Origin of the sequence: Sphingorhabdus sp. EL138 (assembly GCF_945882965.1) — a bacterium.
GTDB lineage: Bacteria > Pseudomonadota > Alphaproteobacteria > Sphingomonadales > Sphingomonadaceae > Sphingorhabdus_B.
The window spans coordinates 96134-120978 of sequence record NZ_CAMCWY010000003.1 but is presented as its reverse complement, the minus strand read 5'-3'; the positions used below and the strand labels follow the sequence as shown (position 1 = coordinate 120978).

Here is a 24845-nt window from a genome sequence, read left to right as displayed (position 1 = left end):
TTATTGTGAACCTGTTTACAAGTTTCGCGAAAGCTGTCAAGAAATACATATCAACGAAACGCACCGAACAGGATGATCATGGGACAGGATACGGGCAAGCGCGGAATTGCAAGCGTTGGGGGCTATCTCCCCTTGCTCCGTCTCGACCGGTCTGCTGCATCCAAGGGATTGCAGTTCTCTGGCCTTGGTGGGCGTAATGCGGGATACCGCACAACGGCGGGATGGGATGAAGATGCACTGACAATGGCTGCGGAGGCTTCGAGACATGCTACCTCGACGGTTGCGCCAACCCGGATTTGCTTCGCGTCAACTTCGTCACCCTTTATTGAACGCGGCCATGCGTCGATGTTGCTCGAAGCGTTGGCGTTGCCTGCTAATGCCCGCACTATCGACGTATCGGGCAACCGGCGCTGCGCCGTATCTGCACTTCTTGATGCGTTATTGGGGCAGGGAGATACGCTGATTGCGTCTGGTGAAAAGCGGCCAGTCAGGGCGGGTAGTGCTTTTCATACTGCGTGGGGCGATGGTGGCAGTGCAGCTGTCGTGACGGATGATGGCGGCGCTGCCCTGATAGGCTATGCCAGTCTTGCGCGTGATTATGTTGATCTGTATTCGTCACGCGAACATCCGACGCCCTATGCGTACGAAGAACGCTTCGTAAAAGAAACTGCGACGCGTGATGTCATTGCGCCCACCATTAAAGCGGCGCTTGCTGATGCGGGTGTGACGTCAGCGGACATCGCTCATGCCGCTATATGCGAGCCATTGCCGGGTATGTGGCGGGATATCAGCAAAGCAACTGGCATCACCGCGCCCAATCATGCAAGCGACCTGAGTGCCGCCGCTGGTGATCTCGGCGCAGCGCATCCGCTGTTCGCGCTCGCACTCGCTTTGGACGCAGCTCAGCCGGGCGATATAATACTGCTCGCTGGATTTGGAAGTGGTTGCGATACTTTGATTTTTAAAGTGATCGGAGCGGTTGCTGGAGCAGCAAAAGCACGCGCCGCACTCACACAAGGCCTGATTTTCGCCGACTATTTGCGGTTTCTCTCACTCACCGGAACAATCGATCTGGACTGGGGCATCCGGTCCGAATTTGAGCAAAAGACCCAAGCAACGGTGCTGGAACGCTATGGCCGCGACATGATCGGTTTCATCGGTGGACGCGATACGAGAGGCAATGTCCAGTTCCCCAAATCGCGAATTCCCGTGCGTCCTGATGCTGATGGCCCCGAACCGATGGAGGATATGCGGTTGGCCGATGTGCCTGCAAAACTCGTTTCGGTGACCGCAGACCGGTTGAACTTCACGCCAGACCCGCCTTTCTGGTTTGGTCTAGTTCAGTTCGAAAACGGCGCGCGGGTGATGATGGAATTCACTGATGCGGACGCCGATGGCTTTAAGGTGGGGGATAGTGTGGCGATGCGGCTGCGGATTAAATCGCACGACAAAAGGCGTGGCTTTCGGACCTATTTCTGGAAAGCCGCCCCTGCTCTCCGCCCGATAATGGAGGCGTAAATATGGCCAGTGGGATCAAAGACCGCGTCGCCATAATCGGCATGGGCTGCACCGTATTTGGTGAATTGTGGAACAAAGGGCCCGAAGACCTGATCGTCGAGGCGTTTGAAGAAGCCTTGGCAGATGCGGGCATTGCGCGCGGACATATTAACGCCGCGTGGGTTGGCAATGCGCTGGACGACATTAATATCGGCAACAGCGCGCTCCCGCTTGCGCATGCGCTGCGTCTGAAAGCCATCCCCGTGTCGCGCGTTGAGAATATGTGCGCGACCGGCACTGAAGCATTACGCGCAGCCACTTATGCCGTTGCCGCAGGAGCGGTCGATTTCGCCGTCGCACTCGGTGTCGAGAAGCTGAAGGATACAGGCTATGGGGGCTTGCCGCTGCGCACCAAAGGTCTCGCGAATGACCTATGGATGCCTTATGGATCAGCGCCGGGAACCTTCGCGCAATTGGCCGGGGCTTACACCGCGCGCCACGGCGCGTCGTCCGAAGACCTCAAGCGCGCAATGGCGCATGTCAGCTGGAAGAGCCACCAGAACGGTGCGCTCAATGCCAAGGCGCATTTACGCAAAGCGGTGGATATGGAAACGATATTAAACGCTCCTATGATTGCCAATCCGCTCGGGCTATTCGATTGCTGCGGTGTGTCAGACGGTGCTGCCTGCGCGATTGTAACAACGCCTGAAATTGCCAAGGGTCTTGGCATTGCCAATCCGGTGACGGTTAAGGCAATTCAATTATCGGCAAGCCATGGCTGGGAAGCAAGTTATCATGAATGGGATGGCTCATCTATCCGCAACACACAAGAAGCCGCTAAACGCGCTTATGCCGAAGCGGGGATTTCCGCTCATGACCTGTCGATGACCGAAGTGCATGATTGCTTCTCAGTCACCGAGCTGGTTACCATGGAAGATCTAGGCCTATCAGCTGAAGGCAGCGCCATATTCGACATATTGGATGGCCGCTATGACCACGATGGCGCGATGCCGTGCCAAACCGATGGCGGATTGAAATGCTTCGGCCATCCGGTTGGTGCTTCGGGCCTGCGGATGGCATATGAGGTTTATAGCCAGCTTTTGGGCCGCGCGGGCGACCGACAGTTGGCCAATGTAGATTTCGGCCTTACGCATAATCTGGGCGGGCAGCCCGCCAATAGCGTGGCGGCTGTCTCTATCCTCGGACGACTAAATTAGGGAAACAGACAATGGCTGGACTTTACTTCGACCAATTCGAGATTGGGCAGGTTTTCAAACATGAAATCCGCCGTACCGTCACCGACATGGACAATATTCTGTTCTCGTCGCTGACGTACAATCCAGCAGCGATCCATATCGACCATGAATATGCCAAAGGCACCGAGTTCAGCAAACCGCTGATGAATTCGATCTTTACGCTCGGCCTCGTCATTGGATTGTCGATTCAGGATACCACGCTCGGCACCACAATCGGCAATCTGGGCATGACGGATACGACATTTCCTAAGCCAGTTTTTGCGGGGGACACGATCCGGTCCGAAACGAAGATTGTCGAAAAACGCGAGAGCAAATCGCGCCCGACGCAAGGTATCGTGACGTTCGAACATATCGGTCTTAACCAGCGCGACGAGGTAATCTGTCGCACTGTACGCGCTGCGCTGATGATAAAGGCGCCAGCATGAAATTAAGGTCGATGCTTTTTGTCCCCGGCGACAGCGAAAAGAAATTTGCCAAGGCACGCGCGACGGCGGCTGATGCATTGATCCTTGATCTGGAAGATTCGGTTGCGCTTGAACAAAAAGCCACGGCGCGCGACCATGTCGCTTCGCTGCTCAACGATGATACCCCGAGGCGCTGGTCGTTTTTCGTGCGGCCCAATCCGTTCGACACCGGATTGACCTATGAGGATCTAGCAGCGGTTGTGAAACCCGGGCTTGGTGGTCTGCTAATACCCAAGGCCGATGGGGCACATGATATCGCGCGTATTGCCGAAGAATTGGACAGACTGGAAGCAGCCGCTGGAATGGCAATCGGCACCGTTAAAATTGCAGTCGTTGCGACAGAAACGCCGATCGCGATGTTCAATCTGGCAAGCTATACCCCGCCCCATCCGCGCCTGATTGCGCTCACCTGGGGCGCAGAGGACTTGGCCGCAGCCATTGGCGCAACGGGCAACAAGGAAGATGACGGTCAGTGGACTTCGCCCTATCAAATGGCGCGCAATATGTGCCTGTTCGCATCGGCTGCAGCGGGCGTATTGCCGCTCGATACGCTTTACGCCAATTTTCGCGATGCCGAGGGCCTTGAGGCTGATTGCAGACGCGCCAGGCGCGACGGGTTTCTGGGCCGCATCGCTATTCATCCTGATCAAGTAGACATCATCAACCGCTGCTTCACGCCGTCGGATGCTGAAATTTCAGAGGCCCGCAAAATTGTAAATGCCTTCGCCGCTCATCCGGGCGCTGGTACGCTCGGCATCGATGGCAAGATGTTCGATATACCCCACTTAAAGGCAGCGCAAAAAACGCTCGCCTCAGTAAATTAGGAGAAAAAAATGTCCGCATCCCGTCCCCTTCCTACCGAAGATGATCTCAACGTCATTCGCGAAGGCGTTCGAGCCGTATGCTCGCATTTCGGTGACGACTATTGGCTCGCCCGCGATGATGATGGGAAATTTCCGCATGAGTTCCACCGTGCGATGGCCGAAGGTGGCTGGCTTGGGATTACCATGCCTGAGCGATATGGCGGTTCGGGCCTTGGCGTCACCGAAGCCACGGTCATGATGAACGAAGTGTCGTCCCACGGCGGCGGCTTTGCAGCCGCATCGACCATTCATATCAATCTGTTCGGACCACATCCGATTGTGGTGGAAGGCACGGAAGAGCAAAAGGCACGGTGGGTTCCGCGTCTAGTGTCGGGCGAAGACCAATGCTGCTTCGGTTTTACCGAGCCCGACGCTGGCCTCAACACGACGCGCATCAAAACTTTCGCCGAAAAAGTTCCTGGCGGCTATATCGTGCATGGCCAAAAGGTCTGGACATCGACCGCGCAGGTGGCGAACAAGATTATGCTACTAACGCGCACGACGAAATATGAGGATTGCGATAGACCAACCGACGGCATTACCATTTTTTACACCGACCTTGACCGCAGCAAAATCGACGTAAACTTAATTCCGAAAATGGGCCGTAAAGCGGTCGATTCGAACGCGATCTTTATCGACGGCTTGTTCATCCCCGACGAGGACCGGATCGGCGAAGAGGGCAAAGGTTTTGGTTACATCCTCCACAGCCTTAACCCCGAACGCATACTGATTGGCGCTGAAGCCATCGGCATAGGCCGCGATGCTTTGCGCCGTGCCACGCAATACGCCAAAGACCGCGTGGTATTTGATCGCCCTATCGGGCAAAACCAGGGCATTCAACACCCGCTTGCTGAAAAGTGGATGTATCTCGAATCTGCATGGCTCATGTGCGAAAAGGCCGCCCGCCTATACGATCAGGGATTGCCGTGCGGTGCAGAATCGAACGCCGCCAAATTCCTCGCAGCCCGCGCATGCCATGATGCCGCTTGGCAGGCAGTCGCAACGCATGGTGGCTTTGGCTATGCCAAGGAATATCATGTCGAACGGCTCTACCGCGAATCCGCATTGACTCGGCTAGCGCCGATTACCGAACAGCTGATTATGAGCTTCATCGCTGAAAAGGTGCTTGGGCTTCCAAAAAGTTATTGAGGGACAGGGTTTATGGGAATGATGGATGGCAGAGCCGTTTTGGTCACGGGCGCGGGTCGTGGGGTCGGGCGAGGCATTGCGCTGGAGTTAGCAAAGGCTGGGGCAGCGGTAGTAGTCAATGACCTAGGCGTATCGATTACCGGGGAGAATGCCGAGGGATCGCCAGCAGAGCAAGTTGCCGCCGAAATCAAGGCACTGGGTGGCAAGGCTGTCGCTAATCATGACAGCGTCGCCGACTGGGACGGGGCTTGTGCTATGGTCAAATCCGCAGTCGATAATTTTGGACGAATTGATGCGGTGGTAAACAACGCAGGCAACCTGCGCGACGTCTATTTCCATAAGATGAGTCCCGAAGATTTTGACGCGGTTGTCGCGGTCCATTTGAAAGGCAGTTTCAACACAAGCCGTGCTGCAGCGCCCTTTTTCAAGGAACAGGGGTCAGGTGCCTACGTCCACATGACGTCTACTAGCGGCCTAATCGGCAATTTCGGGCAGGCCAATTATTCGGCGGCGAAGCTTGGCATCGTTGGACTGAGTAAATCCATCGCTTTGGATATGCAGCGTTTTGGTGTGCGCTCCAACGCAGTTGCGCCATTTGCGTGGACGCGAATGATTGACTCGATTCCGACCGATACCCCCGAACAGCAAAAGCGCGTCGATGGGCTGAAAAAACTCGATGCTGACAAAATCGCGCCATTTGTTGTCGCCTTGTGCAGCGATCAAGGTGCTAAAGTTACCGGGCAGATTTTTGCCGTCCGGAACAACGAAATTTTCTTGTTCTCGCAGCCACGTCCAATCCGCGTGGCACACACCTCCGATGGCTGGACTCCCGAAACCGTGGCCGAGCGTGTATTCGATCAATTTGCCAACGACTTCTATCCGCTAGATCGTTCAGCAGACATTTTTACGTGGGATCCTGTATGAGCATTGCGTCTGATCTTCGTTCCAAACTACGCATACCGGTCATGGCTGGGCCAATGTTCATAGCCTCTACAGCAGATCTGGTCATCGCCCAGTGCAATGCGGGTATCATAGGCTCAATGCCTGCGCTCAACCCACGTTCTACCGAGTCACTGGGTGAAGATGTGCAGCGCATAGCCGCAAGTGTCGCCAACATGCCTTATGCCATCAATCTGGTTGCACATGCCAGCAACTCCCGATTGGAAGCCGACCTCGAGGTTGTCCTGAAATACAAGGTGCCGATCGTCGTGCTGGCACTGGCTGCCAATCCCGATTTGGTTAAACGGCTTCAAGACAACGGCAGTCTTGTGTTTCAGGACGTCATCAAAAACCGCCATGCGCAGAAATGTGCGGAAATGGGCGTTGACGGGATCATTGCGGTTGCCGCAGGCGCTGGCGGACATACTGGTGATCTCTCGCCTTTCGCGCTGGTACAAGAAATCCGCGAGTGGTGGGACGGATTGCTTTTGCTCTCCGGCTGTATCGCCAATGGCCGGTCTGTGCTGGCAGCCGAAGTGCTCGGCGCTGATTTGGCCTATATCGGTTCGCCGTTTCTGGCTTCAACCGAGGCGAATACGCAAGCCGGTTTCAAGCAAATGATCGTCGATGGTTCGGCGGCTGACATCGTTACCACAAATTGTTTTACCGGGGTCGACGCCAACTTCCTGCGACAGTCACTCATAGAAAATGGTCTTGATCCCGCCAACCTAAAACGCGCTGAAGGCAAAGGCATCAACATCGATGGCGGCGGCGAAAATGCTAAGGCATGGAAAGAAATCTGGAGTGCTGGCCAGGGTATTTGTGTGGTGAAACACGCCGAGCCCGCGACGGCCTATATCGACCGGCTCGCTGGCGAATATACAGCGGCGCGGGCCGCGTTGGGCATGAAAGCGTGAACCGGCAAGTCATCCTGACGTCGCGGCCAACTGGTGTGGCGCAAGCTGAAAACTTCGCGATTGTCGATGCATCGTCCCTGCCATTGGCCGACGGTCAAATCCGTATCCGCAACAGATACCTGTCGGTCGAGCCCGCAATGCGCGGTTGGATCGCCGACGCCAGTAACTATTCCGCGCCAGTAGCGATTGGCGCAGTCATGCGTGCGCTTGCCGTAGGTGAGGTGGTAGAAAGTCTGACAGAGAAATACCGTCCAGGGGAGCTTCTCGTCGGTTGGTTCGGGTGGCAAGACGAAGCGGTCGTTGAACAATCCGATATTGTGCGCCGGATAACCGAAGTTGATCTGCCGCCGTCGCTGGCGCTTGGCATTCTGGGGATTAATGGCGTAAGCGCGCATCTTGCTTTGACGCTGATAGGTGAGCCTACGTCTGGGGATACGGTGCTGGTATCAACCGCCGCAGGTGCGGTCGGATCTGCTGTTGGCCAGATTGCACAGATTTTCGGTTGCAGGACAATTGGTATAACCGGCGGCGCCGAAAAGGTCGCGCAGTGCACCGAACATTTCGGATATGATGCCGCGCTGGATTATAAAGCGGCCAATTTCTCCGAGGCGCTGGCCGCCGCATGTAGCGATGGCGTGAATGTCTATTATGACAACACGGCAGGCGCTATCAGTGACTTAGTCTATCCTCATCTATCGCTTAATGCGCGCGTAGTGATATGCGGAACAGCAGCAATATCTTCATGGTCGCCGTGGCCAGATGGACCGCGTGTCGAGCGTCATCTCCTACTCAAACGCGCGCGGATGCAGGGCTTTGTGATTTTTGACCATATGGACAAATATGAGGCGTCGGTGGCACAGCTCGCTGATTGGGTTCGCTCGGGCTGGCTCCGCTATCAAGAAGATATCTTAAACGGGCTGGATACTTGTCCCGACGCATTGGCGGGGCTATACCGCGGCGAAAACAAGGGCAAGCGCATCATAAAGCTATAAACTAGAGAGCCATTAAGGGCCTGACACAGGTATTCGGAGAACCGGCGCGTGTTGCCCGAAGTTTTGTGAACGGGTATGAAGCAATGATCGCAGTGCGCCCATTATTAATAGGAGATTTTATGATGCCTACAACGCTGCAAGGTCGCAAAGTGGTTGTCCTGGGCGGAACTTCAGGAATTGGCCTTGCGGTTGCCAAAGCGGTGTTGGCGGATGGAGCAACGGTCGTTGTTGGTTCACATAACCGAGCAAAGATAGATGCAGCGGTCGCCGAACTGGGCATGTCGGCAACAGGCGGAGTGCTGAACGTTAATGATGAATCCAGCATCATGGCATTTTTTGAACAAGTGGGCCCCCTTGATCACCTTGTTTACACTGCGGGCGATTGGAAACGGCGAAACAATAACATCGGTAACAATTTTGACCTGACCGATGCGCAGGCAGGATTTGGAATTCGGTTCTGGGGCGCTTTGCTGGCGGTCAAACATGCTATGCCCATGATTGCACCAGACGGGTCAATAACGCTCACCGGAGGCGTACTCGCGCATCGACCGCAAAAAGGAGCAGCACTCTCGACCGCGATCGCCGGGGCCGCAGAACATTTGATGCGTGGGCTAGCCGTCGATCTGGCACCATTGCGCGTCAATCTGGTAGCGCCGGGATTGATCGCAACAGAAGTCTGGTCCCGACTACCAGAGGGAGCAATGCAAACGATGGTCGATGGCCAACCGCTACCCCGTCCGGGGCTGCCCGAAGAGGTCGCCGAGGCATATCTGTACTTCATGCGTGCAGGGTATACGACCGGGCAGGTCGCCATCGTTGATGGTGGGCGTTTATTCATGTGACCCAGACAATTTTAACAAGCTAAGCTGGCGCCGTCAAAGGTTGTTGCCGGATGAGAGACCTGCCTTTAATCGTCCATATCTGCCGGTCATTGTAAAAGGGGGTATCTGGATAAAGATGGCGGATCTAATTTGGTCATTGTTGATTATTTGCGGCCCTTCGATCGAAACCGTGCCCAGCCTTAATGCCGTCGCCTTATACTCGCTATCACGGCCAAGTAATTCAAACAGGGTTATCATCGATCAAGCAACCGGCGGCGTGGACTTCAGGGTATCAACATCAGCCCTAGTCAAGCAACGCCGCGCTCGTCTTTGCTCCAATAGCCCGATCTCAAATCTTTTTTAGAAACCTTGCCCGACGGCACCAGTGGAAATGCGTCAACAAAATCTATGCTCTTTGGCACTTTATAGGACGCCAGCCGTTCACGGCACCAGACAATCAGGTCTTCGGGACTTGCTCCACCTTCTCTTGCAATTACGATGGCCTTCACCGCTTCGCCCCAACGCGGGTCAGGCACGCCAATCACCGCGACGCTCGCTACTTGGGGATGTGTTGAAAGGACATTTTCGATTTCGGCGGAATAGATATTCTCCCCGCCTGAGACGATCATATCCTTGGCACGGTCAATGATGTAATAAAGCCCTTCGGTATCTTTGCGAACAATGTCACCGCTGCGATACCAACCATTTTGCAACGCGGCGGCCGTCGTTTCCGGTTGCTGCCAATAGCCCTTAGTAATCGCGGGCTGCCGGATCAGCAATTCGCCAGGATCGCCGTCTGCAACCTCATTACCGTCGGCATCCACGATGCGGAATTCAACCAAAGGCAAGGGACGACCGCAGCTTTGCAGCTTGGCCTCGTCACTCAAATCATGTTCTTCTGGCCGCAGGATTGACGAAGCGCCGCCCGCTTCGGTGGACCCGTAAAACTGCATAAATTTGCCCGGCATGGTCGCAATAGCACGCTTGATCAGGCCAAGGGAAATCGGAGAACCCGCATAGAGCGTCAGCCGCAGTGACGCAAAATCGGTCGTCTTTGCATCTGGATGATCGAGGAGCATTTGCAGCATGGTCGGGGTGAGCGTTAGTAATGTCGGCCGCAACTGCGCAATTGTGCGCAACACCAACGCCGGATCAAACTGGCGCACGATGGTTATCGACACGCCATTATACAAGCATTGCAGTGTAATCCCCAAATGGAGCAGATGAAAGTTTGGTAGCGCATTAATGAAACTGTCATCGCGCTCCCAATGATAAGCCGGCTCGAGATGCTCGGACAACCGCATCATATTGGTGCCGCGGTGCGAGAGCATGACACCTTTGGGCCGACCTGTAGTGCCCGATGTATAAAGCTGAAATGCAGTGTCATCTTCGCGGACCAAAGTGGTGGGTCGCACTTCGACCTGCGTTGCTACTAGGCTTTCATAAGTGTCGTTTTCGTCAATCCAGATTGCACGTGGCGGATTGGTCATGTGCGCACAGGCGCCTGTCCACAACGACCCTTGTTCGCGCTCAACAATCACAAATGTTGCCTGACTGTTAGTTATTTGCTCAGCAAGCTCGGGCGCAGCCAGTCGCCAGTTAAGCACAACGAAACCAGCACGAGTCCTTGCACAACCAAAGAATGCAGCATAGAAATCAATGGTGTTTTTACCCATAAAGCCCACCAATTTTTCGGCCTGCGCACCCTCACCTAGCAAGAAATGGGCGGAACGATTGGCCAGGCGGTCGAACTCGGCAAAGCTAACAGTCCGCCCAGTCATTTTGAATGCGGTGCGTTCCGGGTCGTGCCGCGCCCAATAATCAGGATAATCGCCCAGCGTTCGGATTTCAGGATAAGCCCACATTAGCCAACGCCCTTTGACATTTGGAACACGCAGCGCGCTAGGGAGCTTTCCGAGACCTTTATCGCCGCTTCACATATTTCAGACCATAGAAAAGGGTTAATCGGATTACCCTTGCTCGGGTTGTTAAGCGCCAGCCGATCACGTTCGTTTATGACGGATATGAACAATGGTGTAAGGGACATTCATATTTCCTTTTGATGAATCGATTTACTAAATGCAGATGGCCGAGTCAATTCACTCTTGCTGCCATTGACTCGAACCCAACTTCAGGCCGAACATCCCTCCAATCCGGGATCATGATAGCCTTGACGGCAGTCGGAAGTTACTCTATCAAAAAAACGTGCCGTGACTACTCCGGTAAACATATTTACTATATATCATCAGCGCAGGAGAGAATGCGGTGAAAATCATACAGGACAACATAAAAAGTCGGTTACTCTTCCTCGGCAAGGCGTTTACCGACCAGCGATCCTGTAAGCGCGATTATGACCTAATCTTCGACCGCTTCGGTTAATACCTTGCTTGCGCATCTGAACTGGCCCACGCCTAAATCGAGTGCCACCCGACGGTGCGGAAACCGGCTTCTCAGACCAATCCTAACCGCCTCTTGCTTGAAATCGCCCGTATGTTTGATCTCCATGAGTGGTCTCCTTAAGGGAGTTATAAAATCTCAAGTGATCGGAACCAAACCGTTGCAAGTCTAATACTGATATTTTAGTTTTACCGAATGAGGCAGATGCGAGTTTTTTGGGCTACGGAAGGGTGTCTCATGACAACTTTATTGAGGCATTATCTGAAACGTTCAGTTTGATCAAATAGGCCGGAATGGCCTTCGATTATTTCCCACCTTCGCGTCCCGTGTTTCGCGCGATTTAGATGTAAACCAGGGTGAACCTATGATTACAGCTGCAGATTACAAATTTCATGAGCGCGATAGCGCCGACGACACTTGGACCGAAACCGTCTTCCAGATATTTTCGGTTCCAGAACTCGGCATCAGCGGAAATATCTATGTGCTCACCCGCCCAAATTTGGGCGTTTGCCATTGCTCAATCGAGATCCATCAGGGATTGTGCATGCACCCATGGCAGCTTCACCACAATGACTCGCAGATGCATATGCGCTGCCCGGAGGATTTTTCTGACTTCACTCTTCCCAACGGCCTGACCTTCAAAGCGCACTCGGAACGCGAGCAAGAGTGGAGTTATAAATCTTGCGATGGACTTTGTTCGCTGGAGTTGAAGTCTTCAGCGGTTTGTGATCCAACTGATGCTCGCGATCCCAATCAAGTCCCTCAAGCGAGCAATAGTGAAGTCAAAGGGTATGCTGGCTGGAATAATGGCCACCTCGAAGGCAAAAGCCGGGTCGTCGGGACACTAAAGCTGCGAGACAAGAGCTACACGATTGATTGTGTTGAAGGGGTCAACAAGAGTTGGGGCCCACGGAATGATTGGGGCAACAAGGGCGCGAGTTGGATTCACGTTGATCTTGGCGAGGACCTGACTGCGTTTCTTGTGCTCGATCTCGACATTGAGGGGCGTCAGGTTCGGTATGGTTCGCTGAAATACGGATACGTTCTCGTGGGCGGTGAGCGGCGCCCGCTCCTATCCGGCGAAATGACAGCTACCCGATCTGACATGCTCGTGACCAGCGCAAAGGTCCGCTTTGAAGACGATCAAGGCGATGTTTATGAGGCTGTTGGCCAGACCATTGCCGCAGGCCCATGGTATAATTTCAATCCCTCCAGTGTGGGCTATCAGTGTCTGTTGCGATGGACATCCGGAGACCGAGTAGGGCACAGCCATATCGCTGACTTTGTTGGGCAATATTATCTTTCGCTCAGCATGGCTGACGACCTCTATGATTGAGAAAGCAGATGACGATGGGTGAATATGAGATAATCAATGAAGGACAACGCCAGCGGCCGAGCGATGCGATAATTGCGCAAATCCGCGACCGATATCCCACCGAGCCAGAAATCGACCGGGTCTTAACCTCCAAGATGAAACGTCGCCAAGCGGGCAAATGTTTCGAGGCCGCAACTCTGAACCAGTTGGTCGAAGGCACATCAAATTTAATTTCCGATCGTCTTGGTCGACCGGTGAAGATCTCTAACGCCAAATGGTTGTCTGGCGGAGCCTCGAAGATCCAGATGAAGTTTGAACTCGATTGGACCGAGCCCAATGGCGAGGAGCGCACCGACGTGCTGGTTCTGCGAATGGAGCCTGCGGCCTCGGTCACCGAGTCCAGTCGCACACGCGAATTCGAAGTTATCCATGCGGTAAATGGGATCATTCCCGCGCCGCGCGCCTTTTGGGTTGATCCAGATGGCAGTTTTCTTCCCTATCCCGCTATGGTTTACGCGTTTGCGTCGGGCTCCGCAAAGCCATCCTATGATGCCGGCAAGGTTTCCGGATTGGGTCAAAATTATGGACCGAAACTGCGTGCCCAATTGGCGCCGCAATTTGTTGGCCTGCTGGCCAAGCTGCATACGATTGATGTGGCACGCATAGACGGCATGGAGCATTTTGACCGACCAACCGTAGGAAGCAACCAGTCCATAATCCGGCAGGTCAATTCGATGCGGCGCATTTGGGAAGAAGATCGGATCGAGGAAGAACCGATCATGGAAATAATCTATCGCTGGTTGATCGCAAATGCACCGCCTCTGGACCATGTTTCAATCGTTCACGGTGATTACCGCAGCGGCAATTTTCTCTTCGACGAGGAACAGGGTAAGATAACGGCCTGGCTCGATTGGGAAGGTGCCTCCTTAGGCGATCGGCATCAGGACCTGACCTATGCCATTATGCCGTCATTTGCTCATCTCGCGGAGGACGAAACGACGCTTCTGGGATCGGGAATGATGGCAGAGAATGACCTCTATGTCGCTTACGAAAAGGCGTCCGGCCTGACCGTCGATCCGGTGCGGATCGCCTATTTCAATATCTACAATCGCTATCTAATAGCTATATTGACATTGGCAGCGTCCGCACGAGCCTCACGAAGCCGCGGCACGCATCAGGACGTTCTGGTGAATTATGTTGTTGGGCTTGGCTATCCCGCTTTGGCTGACCTTCGCGATTATTACTTGGGAGTTGTGAAATGATCCGGGATTTTGATGCTCAGCTTCAGGTTGCCCTCACTGCCTTGCAGGACATCGTCGCACCGGCCCTTTCCGGAGCGGACAATCATGTGATCGAGCAGTTGATGCTCTCAGTTGCGACGGTAGGTTTCGTAAAGGCGCGGCTACCCGAAGCCCGCCGCTTCTATCGCATGGACCTTCGAAGTTGGATCGAATTATCGAAGAACGCGGCTCAGATTGTTAGTGTGCCAGATGTTATGGCAAAAACGATAGCCGATGGGGTTCACGTATTGACCGATCCGGAAGCGGACATTGCTGATTTCGAAAACATTAGCCGCCAATTGCGCGATCACGTCACCGCTTTGTCCGCTGCCGCTGTCGGCCAACCTTACGAGGCAGATCTCGATTCGGTTATCCTTGAGAAGCTTGGCGTGCTGATCGCGCAAAATCGCCAATGGACCGCTTCATTCGGTTTTGAATTACAGCCAGAAAACTTACCCTTGGCGGCTTGGTAACCGACACCCGACTTTCTTTTCATCTAACAATTGGTCAGTTCTGTTCAATTGACGCCTCGAATCAATACCAGAATAGCCAGCATCACCAAGCTATTGGGGAGAGCCAAAGGCTGTATTAAAGAGCTACCAAAGCTGGAGCCCAAATGAGTGCGCCCGTATATTTGTCATATGTAACGACTATACGGGCGCTCATTCAATATCCCCTCTCCGAGGCGACAATCAATTCAGTTAGACACTACGATCAAAAATTGAACCGTACATTGACCATATACGTCCTGGGATCACCTGGTACCGCAGTATTGAACTGGAACAATTCGCCCAGCGCGACGCCGCCGACATAGTAGGTCTTGTCGAAGACGTTTTTGACCAATGCTGCAACTGTCCAGCCTGCGGAAAGGTGCTTCAGCGCCAAACGCAAATTGGCAACCTCATATGATGGCAGGACAGTACCTTGGTTCAGGTTGCCGGTAGAACTGAAAGAGGTCGACGTCTGCTTGTATAAGTCGGCACGCAACGATGCTTCCATGTCTTCGCCGACTGGAGCAGTCAGGACGCCGAATACCGAACCCGACCATTTAGGCGCATCTGGATATGTTCCGAAAGCGACTGGCGCCCCACCTGCAACCGATACTTCGTTATCCGTAAATTTAGCATCAGTGTAAGACAGCGAAGCACCCAAGCTCAGCCAATCTGAAGGCTCAACCGTACCGTCAAACTCGAACCCCTTGACCTTCGCCTTCGGTACATTGACCGTAATTGCCGCCGGCGAGCCGCCAACAAGCGTATAGGCAACCCGCTGCGCATCTTGGATCCAATTTTGATAGGCCGCACCATTGAAAGTGAACTGGGTCGAGCCGGAACCGCTTAATTTGAAACCAAACTCAACGTCAGTCACCGTCTCTACGTCATAGCCATTGCCGCCCACGGTCCCAAGGCCTGGTCGCGGACGAACCACTCCGTTGTAACCGCCATTGCGATAACTCCGGCGGGTAACCGCGTAAAGCAGCAGGTCAGAATTGGCCTGGTTCTGTACCCCCAATGTCCAGCTCAGATTATTGTAAGTCTTACTTTGATTTGGCTTGTAAGTAGCCTGAACTGCTGCTGGATCGTCAAATGAAAGATCATCAGGCAGCATCTGGATTCGCAGCTTCTCACTGGTGTAGCGAAGGCCTGCCGTCACTGCCAGACCCTCTACGCCTGTAGCACCCGACAGGTCATATGTGCCTTGTGCATAGCCAGCGTAAGTTTTGCTACCCGTCTTTGAGGTATTAATCTGCAATTGGCGAATAAGCGGAAAGTTGAATAAATCACTACCCGTGATGTTGCGGTTAGTTTCCGACGAGAAATATACGCCGGTGACATACTCAAGTTGACCACCTGCTGCTTCGCCCAGCAATTGAAGCTCGTTCGAAAATTGCTCGGTTTTATCGCGTTTTCCGATAATTCCGTTATCATCGATCCCATAAGGGATCCCATCAATATCTCCGAAGACATCGTTTATCAGACTGGTGTAGCCTAAAACATTCTTGATCTTCGCATTGGAGCCTACGTCTATCGTAGTGATATTCGAGACGACCAGATTGCGGCCCTTATATGAATTGGGTCCATCTGATTCTACTAAGTACGGACCGCGCGCTAGCTGCGTGTTGATATATGAGGTGATACCGCCCGGATCGAGGCGTGGATTTGCTGCAGCATAAGCCGCCGCCGATCCGGCGACTGGTGCTTGGCCAGTAAAGGCACCGATGAGGAAATCGAAGGTACCGGCATCACCAAAGTTGGTGAGCAGGGTAACCGGCACAGCACCAGTAGGATTGATACTGTAGATCCCGCCGATCGAGTTGTTCCCGCCTGAATGGAGGTAATCGACAACGATTTCATTTTCGATCGTGTCGGACAACTGCGTATAAAGGCTTAGCCGTGCGCCAAAGCGATCGACATCGCCGGCACGCTCGTTCTTGAAAAGATTTACCTGGTAGCCATCACGCTGTTGGTAAAACCCGGAAACACGGGCAAGAACCCGATCCTCCGCCAATGGAACATTAATCGCGCCCTCGACTTGGCGCAGATCGTAGTTACCAACCCGGGCATCGATATAACCGCCAAGCTCGTTCTTTGGTTTTACAGAAGTGAACAGCACTGCTCCGCCAGTGGCGTTGCGGCCGAACAATGTGCCCTGAGGGCCCTTTAACACCTGGACCGACTGAAGATCATAAAAAGCCGAACTACCGCCGGCTCCGCCCACCTGTATTTCATTGAAATATGGCAGAACGCCAGGGCGCGTGTTGCTGAAAGCGTCAAGGTTCTGACCGCGAATAGCATAATTGAGCTGGTTCGAGTTTTGAGACGCGCGCACAATCAAGCCCGGTGTAGTAGTCTGCAGGTCGCTTTCGCTAGTGATGGATCGCTCAGCCAAGGCTTCGCCGCCGATTACTGAAACTGCAACCGGCGTTTCTTGCAAGCTTTCCTCGCGGCGCTGCGCGGTCACGATGATAACATCGTCCTGCTCATCGCGGTTAGCTTCTTCCGAAGCCTGCGCCTGGGCGAACGCTGTGTGCGGCACCAGCGACGCCACTGCAACTGTAGCAAGCAGCGTTTTATAAAGAATTCTGTTAATCATAATCCGTTCTCCCTTGAGCCTTGGTTTAAAGGTCCAAGGTCGATAGTCTAAAAGATAAACCACTTTATAAACGAAAAATCAATAACTGATATGCATTTTTTGCGATATTTCTTTACTGTGGCTCTTTTGCAACTCGTTAGGCATGGTTATGTCCATCTCAATCTTCGGCCTCCGTTTTGACGAGTGCCCGTAATCGGAAGCTTTGAAGTGGGTCTATATGCATGGCAACAGCGTGGCGGACTAGGTTGCGATCATTGGCCAAGCTGCGCAAGCGTCGAGTTGATCTATACTTAAAACGCCTAGAATGACTGACTTTACTCGCACAGCTGAGCATTTTTGAGATCAATAGTCTTATCTTACAGCGCCGCCTTGGCTAAAAAGTCGGCACACCGTTCGCCGATCATAATGCATGCGGCGTTAGTATTTCCTGATGTGATAGCTGGCATAATCGACCCGTCTGCGATCCGCAACCGGCCGATCCCATGCACTCGCAGTTCGGAATCGACGACAGCGCTCCCATCGGTCACTGCACCCATACGGCATGTGCCAATATGATGATATCCAGTGCTCGCTGTTTCCCGGACATAGGCAATCAATGCTTCATCGCTTTCATCGGCTAGATTAGGCTGAAGCTCTCTATTGCCAAGGCGCCGCATCGGTTCCGCGGCGCAGATCCTACCAATCAAGCGCAGGCCGTCTACCGCAGTTTGCATATCGCGATCAGTTGAAAAGTAGTTTGGAGATATCGTCGGTGCGTTCCGGACATCGCTTGAGGATATGCGCACAGTGCCTCGGCTCTCTGGCCGGTTTTGATAAAACGCCACTTGGAAGCTCGATTCAGGAAGTAATTCTCCAGAGTAGCTATTGGCCTCAAAGGGCATGAAGAACATCTGGATGTCGGGATCATCAAGCCCCTGACGTGTTCGTGCAAAGCCGCCTGCCAGTGCAGCACCGACTGCCAGCGGGCCCTTGCGCGTGGCTATATAGCGCAAGCCAGCGATACCTTGCGACACCGGGCTCGACATCATCTTGTTGAATGTGTGCGGACTATTTGTCGTAAAGGTTCGCTTGGTGGTAATATGATCAATCATATTGCTGCCTACGCCCGCCAGATCTTGCACCACGGCTATGCCCAAGTCCCGAAGCAGGTCCGCCGGACCTATTCCGGAAAGCTGCAGTAACTGCGGAGTAGCAAACGAACCGGCCGACAGGATGATTTCGCGCCGCGCTGTCGCCCGCTGAACTGTGTCGCCACGTTTAAACAGCACACCGGTCGCGTCTCGCCCAGAAAATTCGACCCTTGAAACCAACGCTTCGGTTAGAATAGTTAAGTTTGGCCGCTTCCGCGCAGTATCCAGAAATGCCTTGGCTGTGGACGACCGCCTGCCGCGCCACGTCGTCGTCTGGTAATAACCTGCCCCCTCGACTTCACGCTGACAAAAATCGTTTCGGCGCGGTATGCCGACGCTTACAGCAGCGTCCAGAAATGCGTCAGCCAGCGGGTTTTGCCAGCCAGCGGTCTCGACCCCGAGCGGGCCGTCTTGCCCATGAAATTCGTCCGGACCTCCGGCGTAGCGCTCACTTCGGCGGAAATACGGCAGTACTTCATCAAAGGACCAGCCGCGGGCTCCCATCTGCCCCCAAATGGCATAGTCTGAAGGTATGCCCCGCACGTAGATCATTCCATTTACCGAACTTGAACCTCCTAAAACCTTGCCCCGCAGCGCCGATATCTTGCGGCCATTGAGGTGTTCTTCGGGTTCAGTTTCAAGATGCCACATGAATTTCGGATCTGCCAGCACGCGGGCAAAGCCTATGGGAATATCGATCCAACGTCCGCTGTCTGCAGGTCCAGCTTCGAGCAATAGAACATTGTTGGCGGGATCTTCGCTCAATCTTGCGGCAACCACCGCGCCGCCCGATCCGCCACCTACAACGATATAGTCATAGTCCGTTGACTCGTAATCCATTAGTCTCTTTCCCATCGCTTCGTCCCGGGTCAAGCCCGACCGCGATCCAATAACAACTCATACACTTTTCGTATATCCCCTATTTGATTTTCGTATATCCCTTATTTGATTGTCAATGATTATTGGCCCATAGCTAGCTTGCAGCGACATAGGAGACCGTAAAGATGTATAAGTTGGTGAACGCCGGTCCAAGCCCGTATGGCCGCAAAGTAGCAGTCGCACTTCACGAGAAAGGACTGCCGTTCGAGACAATCTACGATTTACCATGGGCTGAAGCAACCGAGACGCGGCGCCACAGCCCACTGGAGCAATTGCCGATATTGCTGAGGGATAATGGTGAGGCCATATACGATTCAAGCTTCATTCTGGATTGGCTGGAATGGTTTCACCCAGAAACCGCGTTGCTTCCCGGCCCTCTTGAGGACCGTGTGCAGGCGAGACGGTTGCAAGTTCTGGGCGAACGGTTGATGGAGGTCGCGCAGGCGATGATTTTCGAGCATCATCGTCCGGCATCCGCGCAAGCAGTGATAGAGCGGCAGGAGCGAAAATTGAATAGCGGCTTAGCTGCAGCGGAAGAACTGGTGGCAAATAGTGTTATTGAAGGCGATCGACCGCACCTTGGCGAGATAGCATTAGCAACGACCGTGCTGGCGTGGGAATTTGTTATCGAACAAGGGATGATCCCTAAGTTACCAGCGCTTGTTTGGTCGTCACGCTTCTCCAACATCGCAAAACTTGTTCGCCGCTTAGAATGTCGGGAATCGTTTGAAAGAAGTCGCCCAAAGCCAATGACAGTCGATTTCGATACTGAACTAAAATAGAAATTAAGGAACCGCGAGCGGTTAAAGCATGAGCAGCCTCCGGGGTGCTCATTAATGTGTTATCGGACAGCCTCCAAGCGCCAGTATGTTCATCCTGATCAGAAGACCCGAAAATCTATAAACTCAAAAAGACGCTTTTTTCGCAAGCTCTTAGTTTTTTTGCGACCCAACACGTCGTCAAGTGCCCCTACTGCGGGCGCTGCCTAGTTAGTCAGTGCAAGCCGCGTTTCGTACAGAAAAAGATGTATAGAACGCCGCGTCGGCAAACATGATTATGAGACAGCCTCCAACTGAGGTGCCGCGAAGTCGGTGGGTATACCCAGGAGGTAACTGTGAATTGGACCCGACCTGCAGGATAACTGGGCTGTTCCCCTTCATCTGCGCCAATGGACACTCGGCAGCACTGCCAATTCCTTGCTCGGAATATGGCGGTGGTTGGCACTAAGTAGCCTAGCGTCATCCGCATCATCAGTGTGGACGGGCCAGTCGCCAGTTTACGGCGCTGAGCCAGAATATGCTCAACGGAATTTCTGATATTTGCCCATGAGTGTCGTTGACACGGGATAAAAAATTGCATACCAGATATATGGTAAATGGGGGTCAATATGGCAACAGTACTAAATCATGATATCGCAGCGGCGCCCGACGTTGCTGCGGACAAGAGCGCACTGAAGGACTTTTTTGTGGTCTCGGCCGATGGTCATGTAAATGAGCCCAACGACGTATGGTCAGCGAGGGTTGAGCCACGCTTTCGCGAGCGGCTGCCGCACGTCAAGGTTGACGAAAAGGGACGTAAGTGGTTCGTTGCGGAAGGAATTCGGCCGTCGATGATTCGTGAGGCGCCGCGAGACCTCTCGGTTCCTGTCGATGAATTCATCAAGGATGCTGGCAACGAAACGTACCGCCCGTCGCTCGACAGGACGAAGGGGGCAATGTTCCAAAACCAGGGCGGCTTCAGCGCCGACCGCTACAGGGACATGGACTATGACGGGGTTGACGCAGAGATAGTGTTTCCAAACAAGGGGTTAACTAACTGGCAGTCACCCGATCCCGAGTTAAATGTTGCTATGTGTGCGGCTTGGAATGACTGGGCCTTCGAAGCCTTTGGTGGCCACAGCCGCAGCTTCCCGTCGGCCTGCGTTGCGCCGGCGGATATCCCGGCCGCCGTGCGTGAGATTGAACGGTCAGCCGATCGCGGCTTCAAGTTCGTTATGATGCCGCCGCTGGTGAAGGGTGCAAGCTACAATCAATCCGTGTTCGATCCGCTGTGGGACGCGCTTTCCGAGACTGGGCTGCCCGTCACATTCCATGCTGGCACAGGTAAGGATCCCCGCACGGCCGGCGGCGATGGTGGGGCCATAATCAACTATGTTGTCCACGCAATGAACACTGTTCTGGAGCCCACAGTCCAGCTTTGTAGCTCCGGCGTATTCGACCGCTTCCCTAAGCTCAAATTTGCCACTATCGAGGCTGGCGCAGGTTGGCTTCCCTACGCCCTGTGGGCGATGGACCACGGCCATAACTGCTTTGCTTTCTGGGTTTCACCGCAACTGAAGTACAAGCCGTCGGAATATTTCCGAATGCATGGCCATGCCAGTTTCGAAACTGACCCCATTGGTATCGAGTTGTTGGACCGCGTTGGCGTAGACAATCTGCTCTGGGGTAATGACTATCCGCACATTGAGGGCTCTTGGCCGAACAGTGAAAAAGCGATCGCTTCGTGGTCCAAGAACCTTACCCAAGAGCAGATTGCCAAGATTGTCGGTCTTAACTCGGCCAAACTTTTCAACATTCCTATTCCCCAGAAATTCGCGGCGGCAGCCTAAGATATGACCGATGGACAGGACCGGGGGGGACCGCTCGCTGGAATAAGGGTTATTGAACTCGGTACAATGATCGCGGGGCCTGTGGCGGCCACGTTGTTGGGTGACTTTGGGGCCGAGGTGATAAAAATCGAGCCCCCCGGCGCTGGCGATCCGATCAGGCATTCTGGGCCATTTGTGGGCGAGGAAAGCCTCTACTGGAATGTTGAGGGGCGATCAAAACGCTCGGTCACCCTTGATCTGCGCCTGCCTGAGGGACAGGACGTGCTTCGCGCGTTGGTGCTGCATGCAGACGTTTTGGTTGAAAACTTCCGCCCGGGCACCATGGAGCGTTGGGGGCTTGATTATACCCGCCTGCGCGAATGTAATCCGCGCCTGATTATGCTAAGTACATCCGGCTTTGGGCAGACAGGGCCCAATGCCGCACGTCCTGCATATGACCGCATATCGCTTGCCTTTGCTGGGTTCCTGAATATGACAGGCTACGCGGACCGGGCACCGATCCGTCCAGGCACGGCCCTTGCAGACTATCAGGCTGCTTTGTTGGGGGCCTTCTCATTAATGATAGCGCTGTATGAGCGCGATAGAGGGGGAGGCACTGGACAGCAAATCGACTTATCGCTGTTTGAGGCTGTGTTTCGCTTCACAGATGTCATGATCACGGCCTACGACAAGCTTGGAACCCCCCGCAACCGCTCAGGAAATCGGCACTTTGCCGCGTCGCCTGGAGATCACTACCTTACTGCGGATGACAAATATGTGGCCATGACAGTGGCCGCCAATAACGTCTTTAGGCGCCTGTGCGATGCCATCGGGCGTGCCGAGCTCGCGGATGATGAGCGGTTCTCTAGCCATATCAAGCGCGTTGAGAATTTCGATGCGATCAATGCCGTGATGATCGATTGGTTTCTTGAGAGGTCGGCGCAAGAGGCTGCCGCCGCGTTAGAGGCGTTCGGCGTTCCCCACAGCCTTATCTTCACACCCGCTGATATTGCGGTTGACCCGCACTACGCTGCGCGTGGCGCTATTGCAGAGCTTGATCATCCAGTGATCGGTAAACTGCGCCTGCCTGCCATTCAGCCCCATTTTAGCAATGGCCCCGCGCCTGAAATGCGTCCGGCACCAGCTCTGGGTGCCGATACCGATGCAGTCCTTGCCGACATTCTCGGCATGTCTGCCGATGCAATTGCTTCCCTGCGTGCTTGCGGGGCGGCTTGATGACCATTCCCGCGGACGGGCTGCCATTAAAATCTAATGCAGGCCTCGATCTTTTAGAAGGCGTCGTTGTACTCGACCTAACGGGATCGGTTGCCGGCCCCTATGCGGGGCAATTGCTGGGAGATCTGGGCGCCACCGTGATTAAGGTGGAGCGGCCGGGCGCGGGCGACGATTGTAGGGCATGGGGCCCGCCTTTCTTAGGCGGAGAATCTCTTTGGTACCTGAGCGTTAACCGCAACAAGCTCGCCGTGACCCTAAACATCACGGACCCGTCGGGCCACGCGACCCTGTTGAAGATGGTTGAGAAGGCCGATATCGTTCTTGTCAATGTGACTGGCCGGGTGCAGCAGAAACTCGCCATCGACCATGCCGCCCTATCTGCCGCCAATCCGGCCTTGATCCATGTCTCGATTACGGGCTTTGGGCTCGCTGGCGAAAGGGCCGAGATGCCTTGCTATGACCTTATCGCTGAAGGCTATTCCGGTGTGATGGACATGACCGGCGAGCCCGATGGTCCGCCGCAGAAGGTAGGAACGCCGGCTGCTGATTTGCTTGCCGGCGAAGATGCCGCACTGGCAGCGCTTGCCGCGATGGTTCGCCGCCAACGGACGGGTAAAGGCGCGGCGATCGACATTTCGCTGGTCGAAAGCATGACGCGCTTCATGGCTCCGCGGTTGATGCCGCACTTGGGGTCCGGCGAACCTGTGCGCCGTTCTGGTGGGCGTGACAGCGTGATCGCAATCTATCAGCCCTTTGAGACGGCTGATCTGCCGCTTACATTAGGCCTCGGCAATGACGGTATCTGGCAACGGTTTTGGGACGCTCTGGGGGATGCCGAATTCGCCAAGAACCCTGACTATGCAACTAACGCCCTGCGCCGCCAGCACCGCGCCGACATTGTCAACGTGATCGCAGGCCGCCTCGTTGAGCGTCCGCGCGATGAATGGCTCGCCCTCTTCACGACCGCCCGCGTGCCAGCAGGTCCAATCTACAGACTGGACGAAATCGGCGCCGATGCGGCGCTGCGCCGTCGCGGTTTTCTCTACGCGCTGGACCGAGACGGCTTGCGCGTGCCGCAAGTAGGGCTGGGCATCCAGTTCGATGGCCAGAGCGAGGCCGCAAACCATCCGCCACCGCGCATGGGCGAAGACAACGCAGCTGTGCTCGGTGACTGGCTGGGCCTTGCATCCAACGAAATTGAAGCAATGTCACGTACAGGCATAATCTGAAGGAGCATCCGATGAAATACCAAGAAATTCTTTACAGCGAAGACGGGCCAATCGGGACGCTTACCCTCAACCGCCCCCATGATGGGAATATGTTCACCGAAACAATGTGCCATGAAATTCGCGACTGCATCAATGAAGTGCGCCGCGAAACCCGCACGCGGGTGCTCGTAATAACGGGCGCTGGGGACAAGTTCTTCTGCATCGGTGGGCGCAAAGACGGTATGCAGGATTCGCGGTTGTACGCCGGCGTGCTGCCAACGCTGGAAATGTATGAAAGCATTGATCGCCTTCAGAAGCCGGTTGTCGCCTGCGTCAACGGGTTTGCAGTTGGAGGTGGCAACGTATTGCAGATGGTCTGCGATTTGACCATCGCCAAGGAAAGCGCCGTGTTCCGTCAAGTCGGTCCAATGATGGGCAGTTTCGATGCCGGCTATGGCACATGGTATCTTGAAGACCTAATCGGCAAGAAGCGGGCGAAGGATATGTGGTTCCGCAACCCCAAGCTCTCAGCAAAGGAAGCTGAGGCGATCGGGTTGATCAACCAGGTCGTACCTGACGCAGACTTATCCGAGGCCACGCGGGCTTATGCCTTGGAAATCGCTGATCGCGGTGCGTTTGCCCTTGCCAGCATTAAGGCAGCCTTCGGCGCACGCCATGGCGGCGTAAGCGGACTTTCGCGCGTTTCCCACGACTTGCTGCTGCCGGGCTATCTGCGAAGCGAAGAGGCAAAGGAACTGTCCGCGTCGTTCGCGGAGCGGCGGAAGCCGGACAGTTCGAAGTTCGGCTGCTAGACGCAGGACA

At 54.4% G+C, this 24845-nt stretch carries 20 protein-coding genes; 17 read left to right on the top strand and 3 right to left on the bottom strand.

Annotation, left to right across the window (positions count from 1 at the left end; all coding sequences use genetic code 11):
• The first annotated feature begins 78 nt into the window (after positions 1–78).
• From Q0N43_RS02315 to Q0N43_RS02275, 9 genes are all read left to right on the top strand, one after another.
• On the top strand, positions 79–1518 hold the full coding sequence (locus tag Q0N43_RS02315) for a hypothetical protein (protein ID WP_295441887.1): 1440 nt from the start codon (positions 79–81) through the stop codon (positions 1516–1518).
• Between the two features lie 2 nt (positions 1519–1520).
• Entirely contained in the window at positions 1521–2714 is a 1194-nt protein-coding gene (locus Q0N43_RS02310) for an acetyl-CoA acetyltransferase (RefSeq protein ID WP_295441884.1), read from the top strand.
• 11 nt (positions 2715–2725) lie between these two features.
• Positions 2726–3178, top strand: a complete 453-nt coding sequence (locus Q0N43_RS02305) for a MaoC family dehydratase (RefSeq protein ID WP_295441879.1) — start codon at positions 2726–2728, stop codon at positions 3176–3178.
• Positions 3175–4041 (top strand): CoA ester lyase, encoded by an 867-nt coding sequence (locus tag Q0N43_RS02300; RefSeq protein WP_295441876.1) that lies wholly within the window; start codon positions 3175–3177, stop codon positions 4039–4041. The genes Q0N43_RS02305 and Q0N43_RS02300 overlap by 4 nt, the downstream gene beginning before the upstream one ends.
• A 9-nt stretch (positions 4042–4050) precedes the next feature.
• Positions 4051–5229, top strand: coding sequence for an acyl-CoA dehydrogenase family protein (locus Q0N43_RS02295; protein WP_295441874.1), 1179 nt, complete (start codon positions 4051–4053; stop codon positions 5227–5229).
• Between the two features lie 12 nt (positions 5230–5241).
• Positions 5242–6153 (top strand): SDR family NAD(P)-dependent oxidoreductase, encoded by a 912-nt coding sequence (locus Q0N43_RS02290; protein ID WP_295441871.1) that lies wholly within the window; start codon positions 5242–5244, stop codon positions 6151–6153.
• Positions 6150–7085 carry a nitronate monooxygenase gene (locus Q0N43_RS02285; protein WP_295441868.1) on the top strand — a complete coding sequence of 312 codons (936 nt, stop codon included), beginning with the start codon at positions 6150–6152 and terminating at the stop codon, positions 7083–7085. The genes Q0N43_RS02290 and Q0N43_RS02285 overlap by 4 nt, the downstream gene beginning before the upstream one ends.
• The gene (locus Q0N43_RS02280; protein WP_295441865.1) at positions 7082–8077 is read left to right on the top strand and encodes an NADP-dependent oxidoreductase; all 996 of its coding nucleotides are present in this window, start codon (positions 7082–7084) and stop codon (positions 8075–8077) included. Before Q0N43_RS02285 ends, Q0N43_RS02280 begins: the two co-directional genes overlap by 4 nt.
• Positions 8078–8196: 119 nt before the next feature.
• On the top strand, positions 8197–8919 hold the full coding sequence (locus Q0N43_RS02275; RefSeq protein ID WP_295441862.1) for an SDR family oxidoreductase: 723 nt from the start codon (positions 8197–8199) through the stop codon (positions 8917–8919).
• A gap of 287 nt (positions 8920–9206) precedes the next feature.
• Here Q0N43_RS02275 and Q0N43_RS02270 read toward each other — a convergent pair whose 3' ends face one another.
• On the bottom strand, positions 9207–10763 hold the full coding sequence (locus Q0N43_RS02270; RefSeq protein ID WP_295441859.1) for a long-chain-fatty-acid--CoA ligase: 1557 nt from the start codon (positions 10761–10763) through the stop codon (positions 9207–9209).
• An 896-nt stretch (positions 10764–11659) separates the two neighbouring features.
• Between Q0N43_RS02270 and Q0N43_RS02265 the strand changes: the two genes are divergently transcribed.
• The 3 genes from Q0N43_RS02265 to Q0N43_RS02255 are packed head-to-tail and all read left to right on the top strand — an operon-like array spanning position 11660 to position 14363.
• Entirely contained in the window at positions 11660–12631 is a 972-nt protein-coding gene (locus Q0N43_RS02265) for a hypothetical protein (RefSeq protein ID WP_295441856.1), read from the top strand.
• 14 nt (positions 12632–12645) lie between these two features.
• Positions 12646–13872 (top strand): phosphotransferase family protein, encoded by a 1227-nt coding sequence (locus Q0N43_RS02260; protein WP_295441853.1) that lies wholly within the window; start codon positions 12646–12648, stop codon positions 13870–13872.
• A complete protein-coding gene (locus Q0N43_RS02255) occupies positions 13869–14363 on the top strand; it encodes a hypothetical protein (RefSeq protein ID WP_295441850.1) in 495 nt (164 codons plus the stop codon). The genes Q0N43_RS02260 and Q0N43_RS02255 overlap by 4 nt, the downstream gene beginning before the upstream one ends.
• 241 nt (positions 14364–14604) lie before the next feature.
• Here the strand turns inward: Q0N43_RS02255 and Q0N43_RS02250 are convergent, their stop codons facing one another.
• Both Q0N43_RS02250 and Q0N43_RS02245 read right to left on the bottom strand, forming a co-directional pair.
• Positions 14605–16983: a TonB-dependent receptor plug domain-containing protein gene (locus Q0N43_RS02250; protein WP_295441847.1), complete on the bottom strand. Its 2379-nt coding sequence runs from the start codon at positions 16981–16983 to the stop codon at positions 14605–14607.
• A gap of 356 nt (positions 16984–17339) precedes the next feature.
• Positions 17340–18953 carry a GMC family oxidoreductase N-terminal domain-containing protein gene (locus Q0N43_RS02245; RefSeq protein ID WP_295441844.1) on the bottom strand — a complete coding sequence of 538 codons (1614 nt, stop codon included), beginning with the start codon at positions 18951–18953 and terminating at the stop codon, positions 17340–17342.
• 164 nt (positions 18954–19117) lie between these two features.
• Here Q0N43_RS02245 and Q0N43_RS02240 point away from each other — a divergent pair, with 164 nt between their 5' ends.
• The 5 genes from Q0N43_RS02240 to Q0N43_RS02220 all read left to right on the top strand — a co-directional run bounded on the left by Q0N43_RS02240 (position 19118) and on the right by Q0N43_RS02220 (position 24835).
• Positions 19118–19774 carry a glutathione S-transferase N-terminal domain-containing protein gene (locus Q0N43_RS02240; protein WP_295441841.1) on the top strand — a complete coding sequence of 219 codons (657 nt, stop codon included), beginning with the start codon at positions 19118–19120 and terminating at the stop codon, positions 19772–19774.
• A gap of 605 nt (positions 19775–20379) precedes the next feature.
• Complete coding sequence (locus tag Q0N43_RS02235) at positions 20380–21600, top strand: amidohydrolase family protein (protein WP_295441837.1); 1221 nt, start codon at positions 20380–20382, stop codon at positions 21598–21600.
• A 3-nt stretch (positions 21601–21603) separates the two neighbouring features.
• A complete protein-coding gene (locus Q0N43_RS02230) occupies positions 21604–22815 on the top strand; it encodes a CaiB/BaiF CoA-transferase family protein (RefSeq protein WP_295441835.1) in 1212 nt (403 codons plus the stop codon).
• A complete protein-coding gene (locus Q0N43_RS02225; RefSeq protein WP_295441832.1) occupies positions 22815–24044 on the top strand; it encodes a CoA transferase in 1230 nt (409 codons plus the stop codon). The genes Q0N43_RS02230 and Q0N43_RS02225 overlap by 1 nt, the downstream gene beginning before the upstream one ends.
• 11 nt (positions 24045–24055) lie before the next feature.
• Positions 24056–24835 (top strand): enoyl-CoA hydratase-related protein, encoded by a 780-nt coding sequence (locus Q0N43_RS02220; RefSeq protein ID WP_295441829.1) that lies wholly within the window; start codon positions 24056–24058, stop codon positions 24833–24835.
• Positions 24836–24845: the final 10 nt, after the last annotated feature.

Bases quoted from the DNA above. Each gene is read 5' to 3' on its own strand.
- Q0N43_RS02270 (WP_295441859.1), bottom strand. From the start codon at position 10,763: ATGTGGGCTTATCCTGAAATCCGAACGCTGGGCGATTATCCTGATTAT.
- Q0N43_RS02245 (WP_295441844.1), bottom strand. From the start codon at position 18,953: ATGGATTACGAGTCAACGGACTATGACTATATCGTTGTAGGTGGCGGA.
- Q0N43_RS02255 (WP_295441850.1), top strand. From the start codon at position 13,869: ATGATCCGGGATTTTGATGCTCAGCTTCAGGTTGCCCTCACTGCCTTG.
- Q0N43_RS02285 (WP_295441868.1), top strand. From the start codon at position 6,150: ATGAGCATTGCGTCTGATCTTCGTTCCAAACTACGCATACCGGTCATG.
- Q0N43_RS02310 (WP_295441884.1), top strand. From the start codon at position 1,521: ATGGCCAGTGGGATCAAAGACCGCGTCGCCATAATCGGCATGGGCTGC.
- Q0N43_RS02250 (WP_295441847.1), bottom strand. From the start codon at position 16,983: ATGATTAACAGAATTCTTTATAAAACGCTGCTTGCTACAGTTGCAGTG.
- Q0N43_RS02305 (WP_295441879.1), top strand. From the start codon at position 2,726: ATGGCTGGACTTTACTTCGACCAATTCGAGATTGGGCAGGTTTTCAAA.
- Q0N43_RS02220 (WP_295441829.1), top strand. From the start codon at position 24,056: ATGAAATACCAAGAAATTCTTTACAGCGAAGACGGGCCAATCGGGACG.
- Q0N43_RS02295 (WP_295441874.1), top strand. From the start codon at position 4,051: ATGTCCGCATCCCGTCCCCTTCCTACCGAAGATGATCTCAACGTCATT.
- Q0N43_RS02225 (WP_295441832.1), top strand. From the start codon at position 22,815: ATGACCATTCCCGCGGACGGGCTGCCATTAAAATCTAATGCAGGCCTC.
- Q0N43_RS02275 (WP_295441862.1), top strand. From the start codon at position 8,197: ATGATGCCTACAACGCTGCAAGGTCGCAAAGTGGTTGTCCTGGGCGGA.
- Q0N43_RS02265 (WP_295441856.1), top strand. From the start codon at position 11,660: ATGATTACAGCTGCAGATTACAAATTTCATGAGCGCGATAGCGCCGAC.
- Q0N43_RS02300 (WP_295441876.1), top strand. From the start codon at position 3,175: ATGAAATTAAGGTCGATGCTTTTTGTCCCCGGCGACAGCGAAAAGAAA.
- Q0N43_RS02230 (WP_295441835.1), top strand. From the start codon at position 21,604: ATGACCGATGGACAGGACCGGGGGGGACCGCTCGCTGGAATAAGGGTT.
- Q0N43_RS02240 (WP_295441841.1), top strand. From the start codon at position 19,118: ATGTATAAGTTGGTGAACGCCGGTCCAAGCCCGTATGGCCGCAAAGTA.
- Q0N43_RS02315 (WP_295441887.1), top strand. From the start codon at position 79: ATGGGACAGGATACGGGCAAGCGCGGAATTGCAAGCGTTGGGGGCTAT.
- Q0N43_RS02290 (WP_295441871.1), top strand. From the start codon at position 5,242: ATGGGAATGATGGATGGCAGAGCCGTTTTGGTCACGGGCGCGGGTCGT.
- Q0N43_RS02260 (WP_295441853.1), top strand. From the start codon at position 12,646: ATGGGTGAATATGAGATAATCAATGAAGGACAACGCCAGCGGCCGAGC.
- Q0N43_RS02235 (WP_295441837.1), top strand. From the start codon at position 20,380: ATGGCAACAGTACTAAATCATGATATCGCAGCGGCGCCCGACGTTGCT.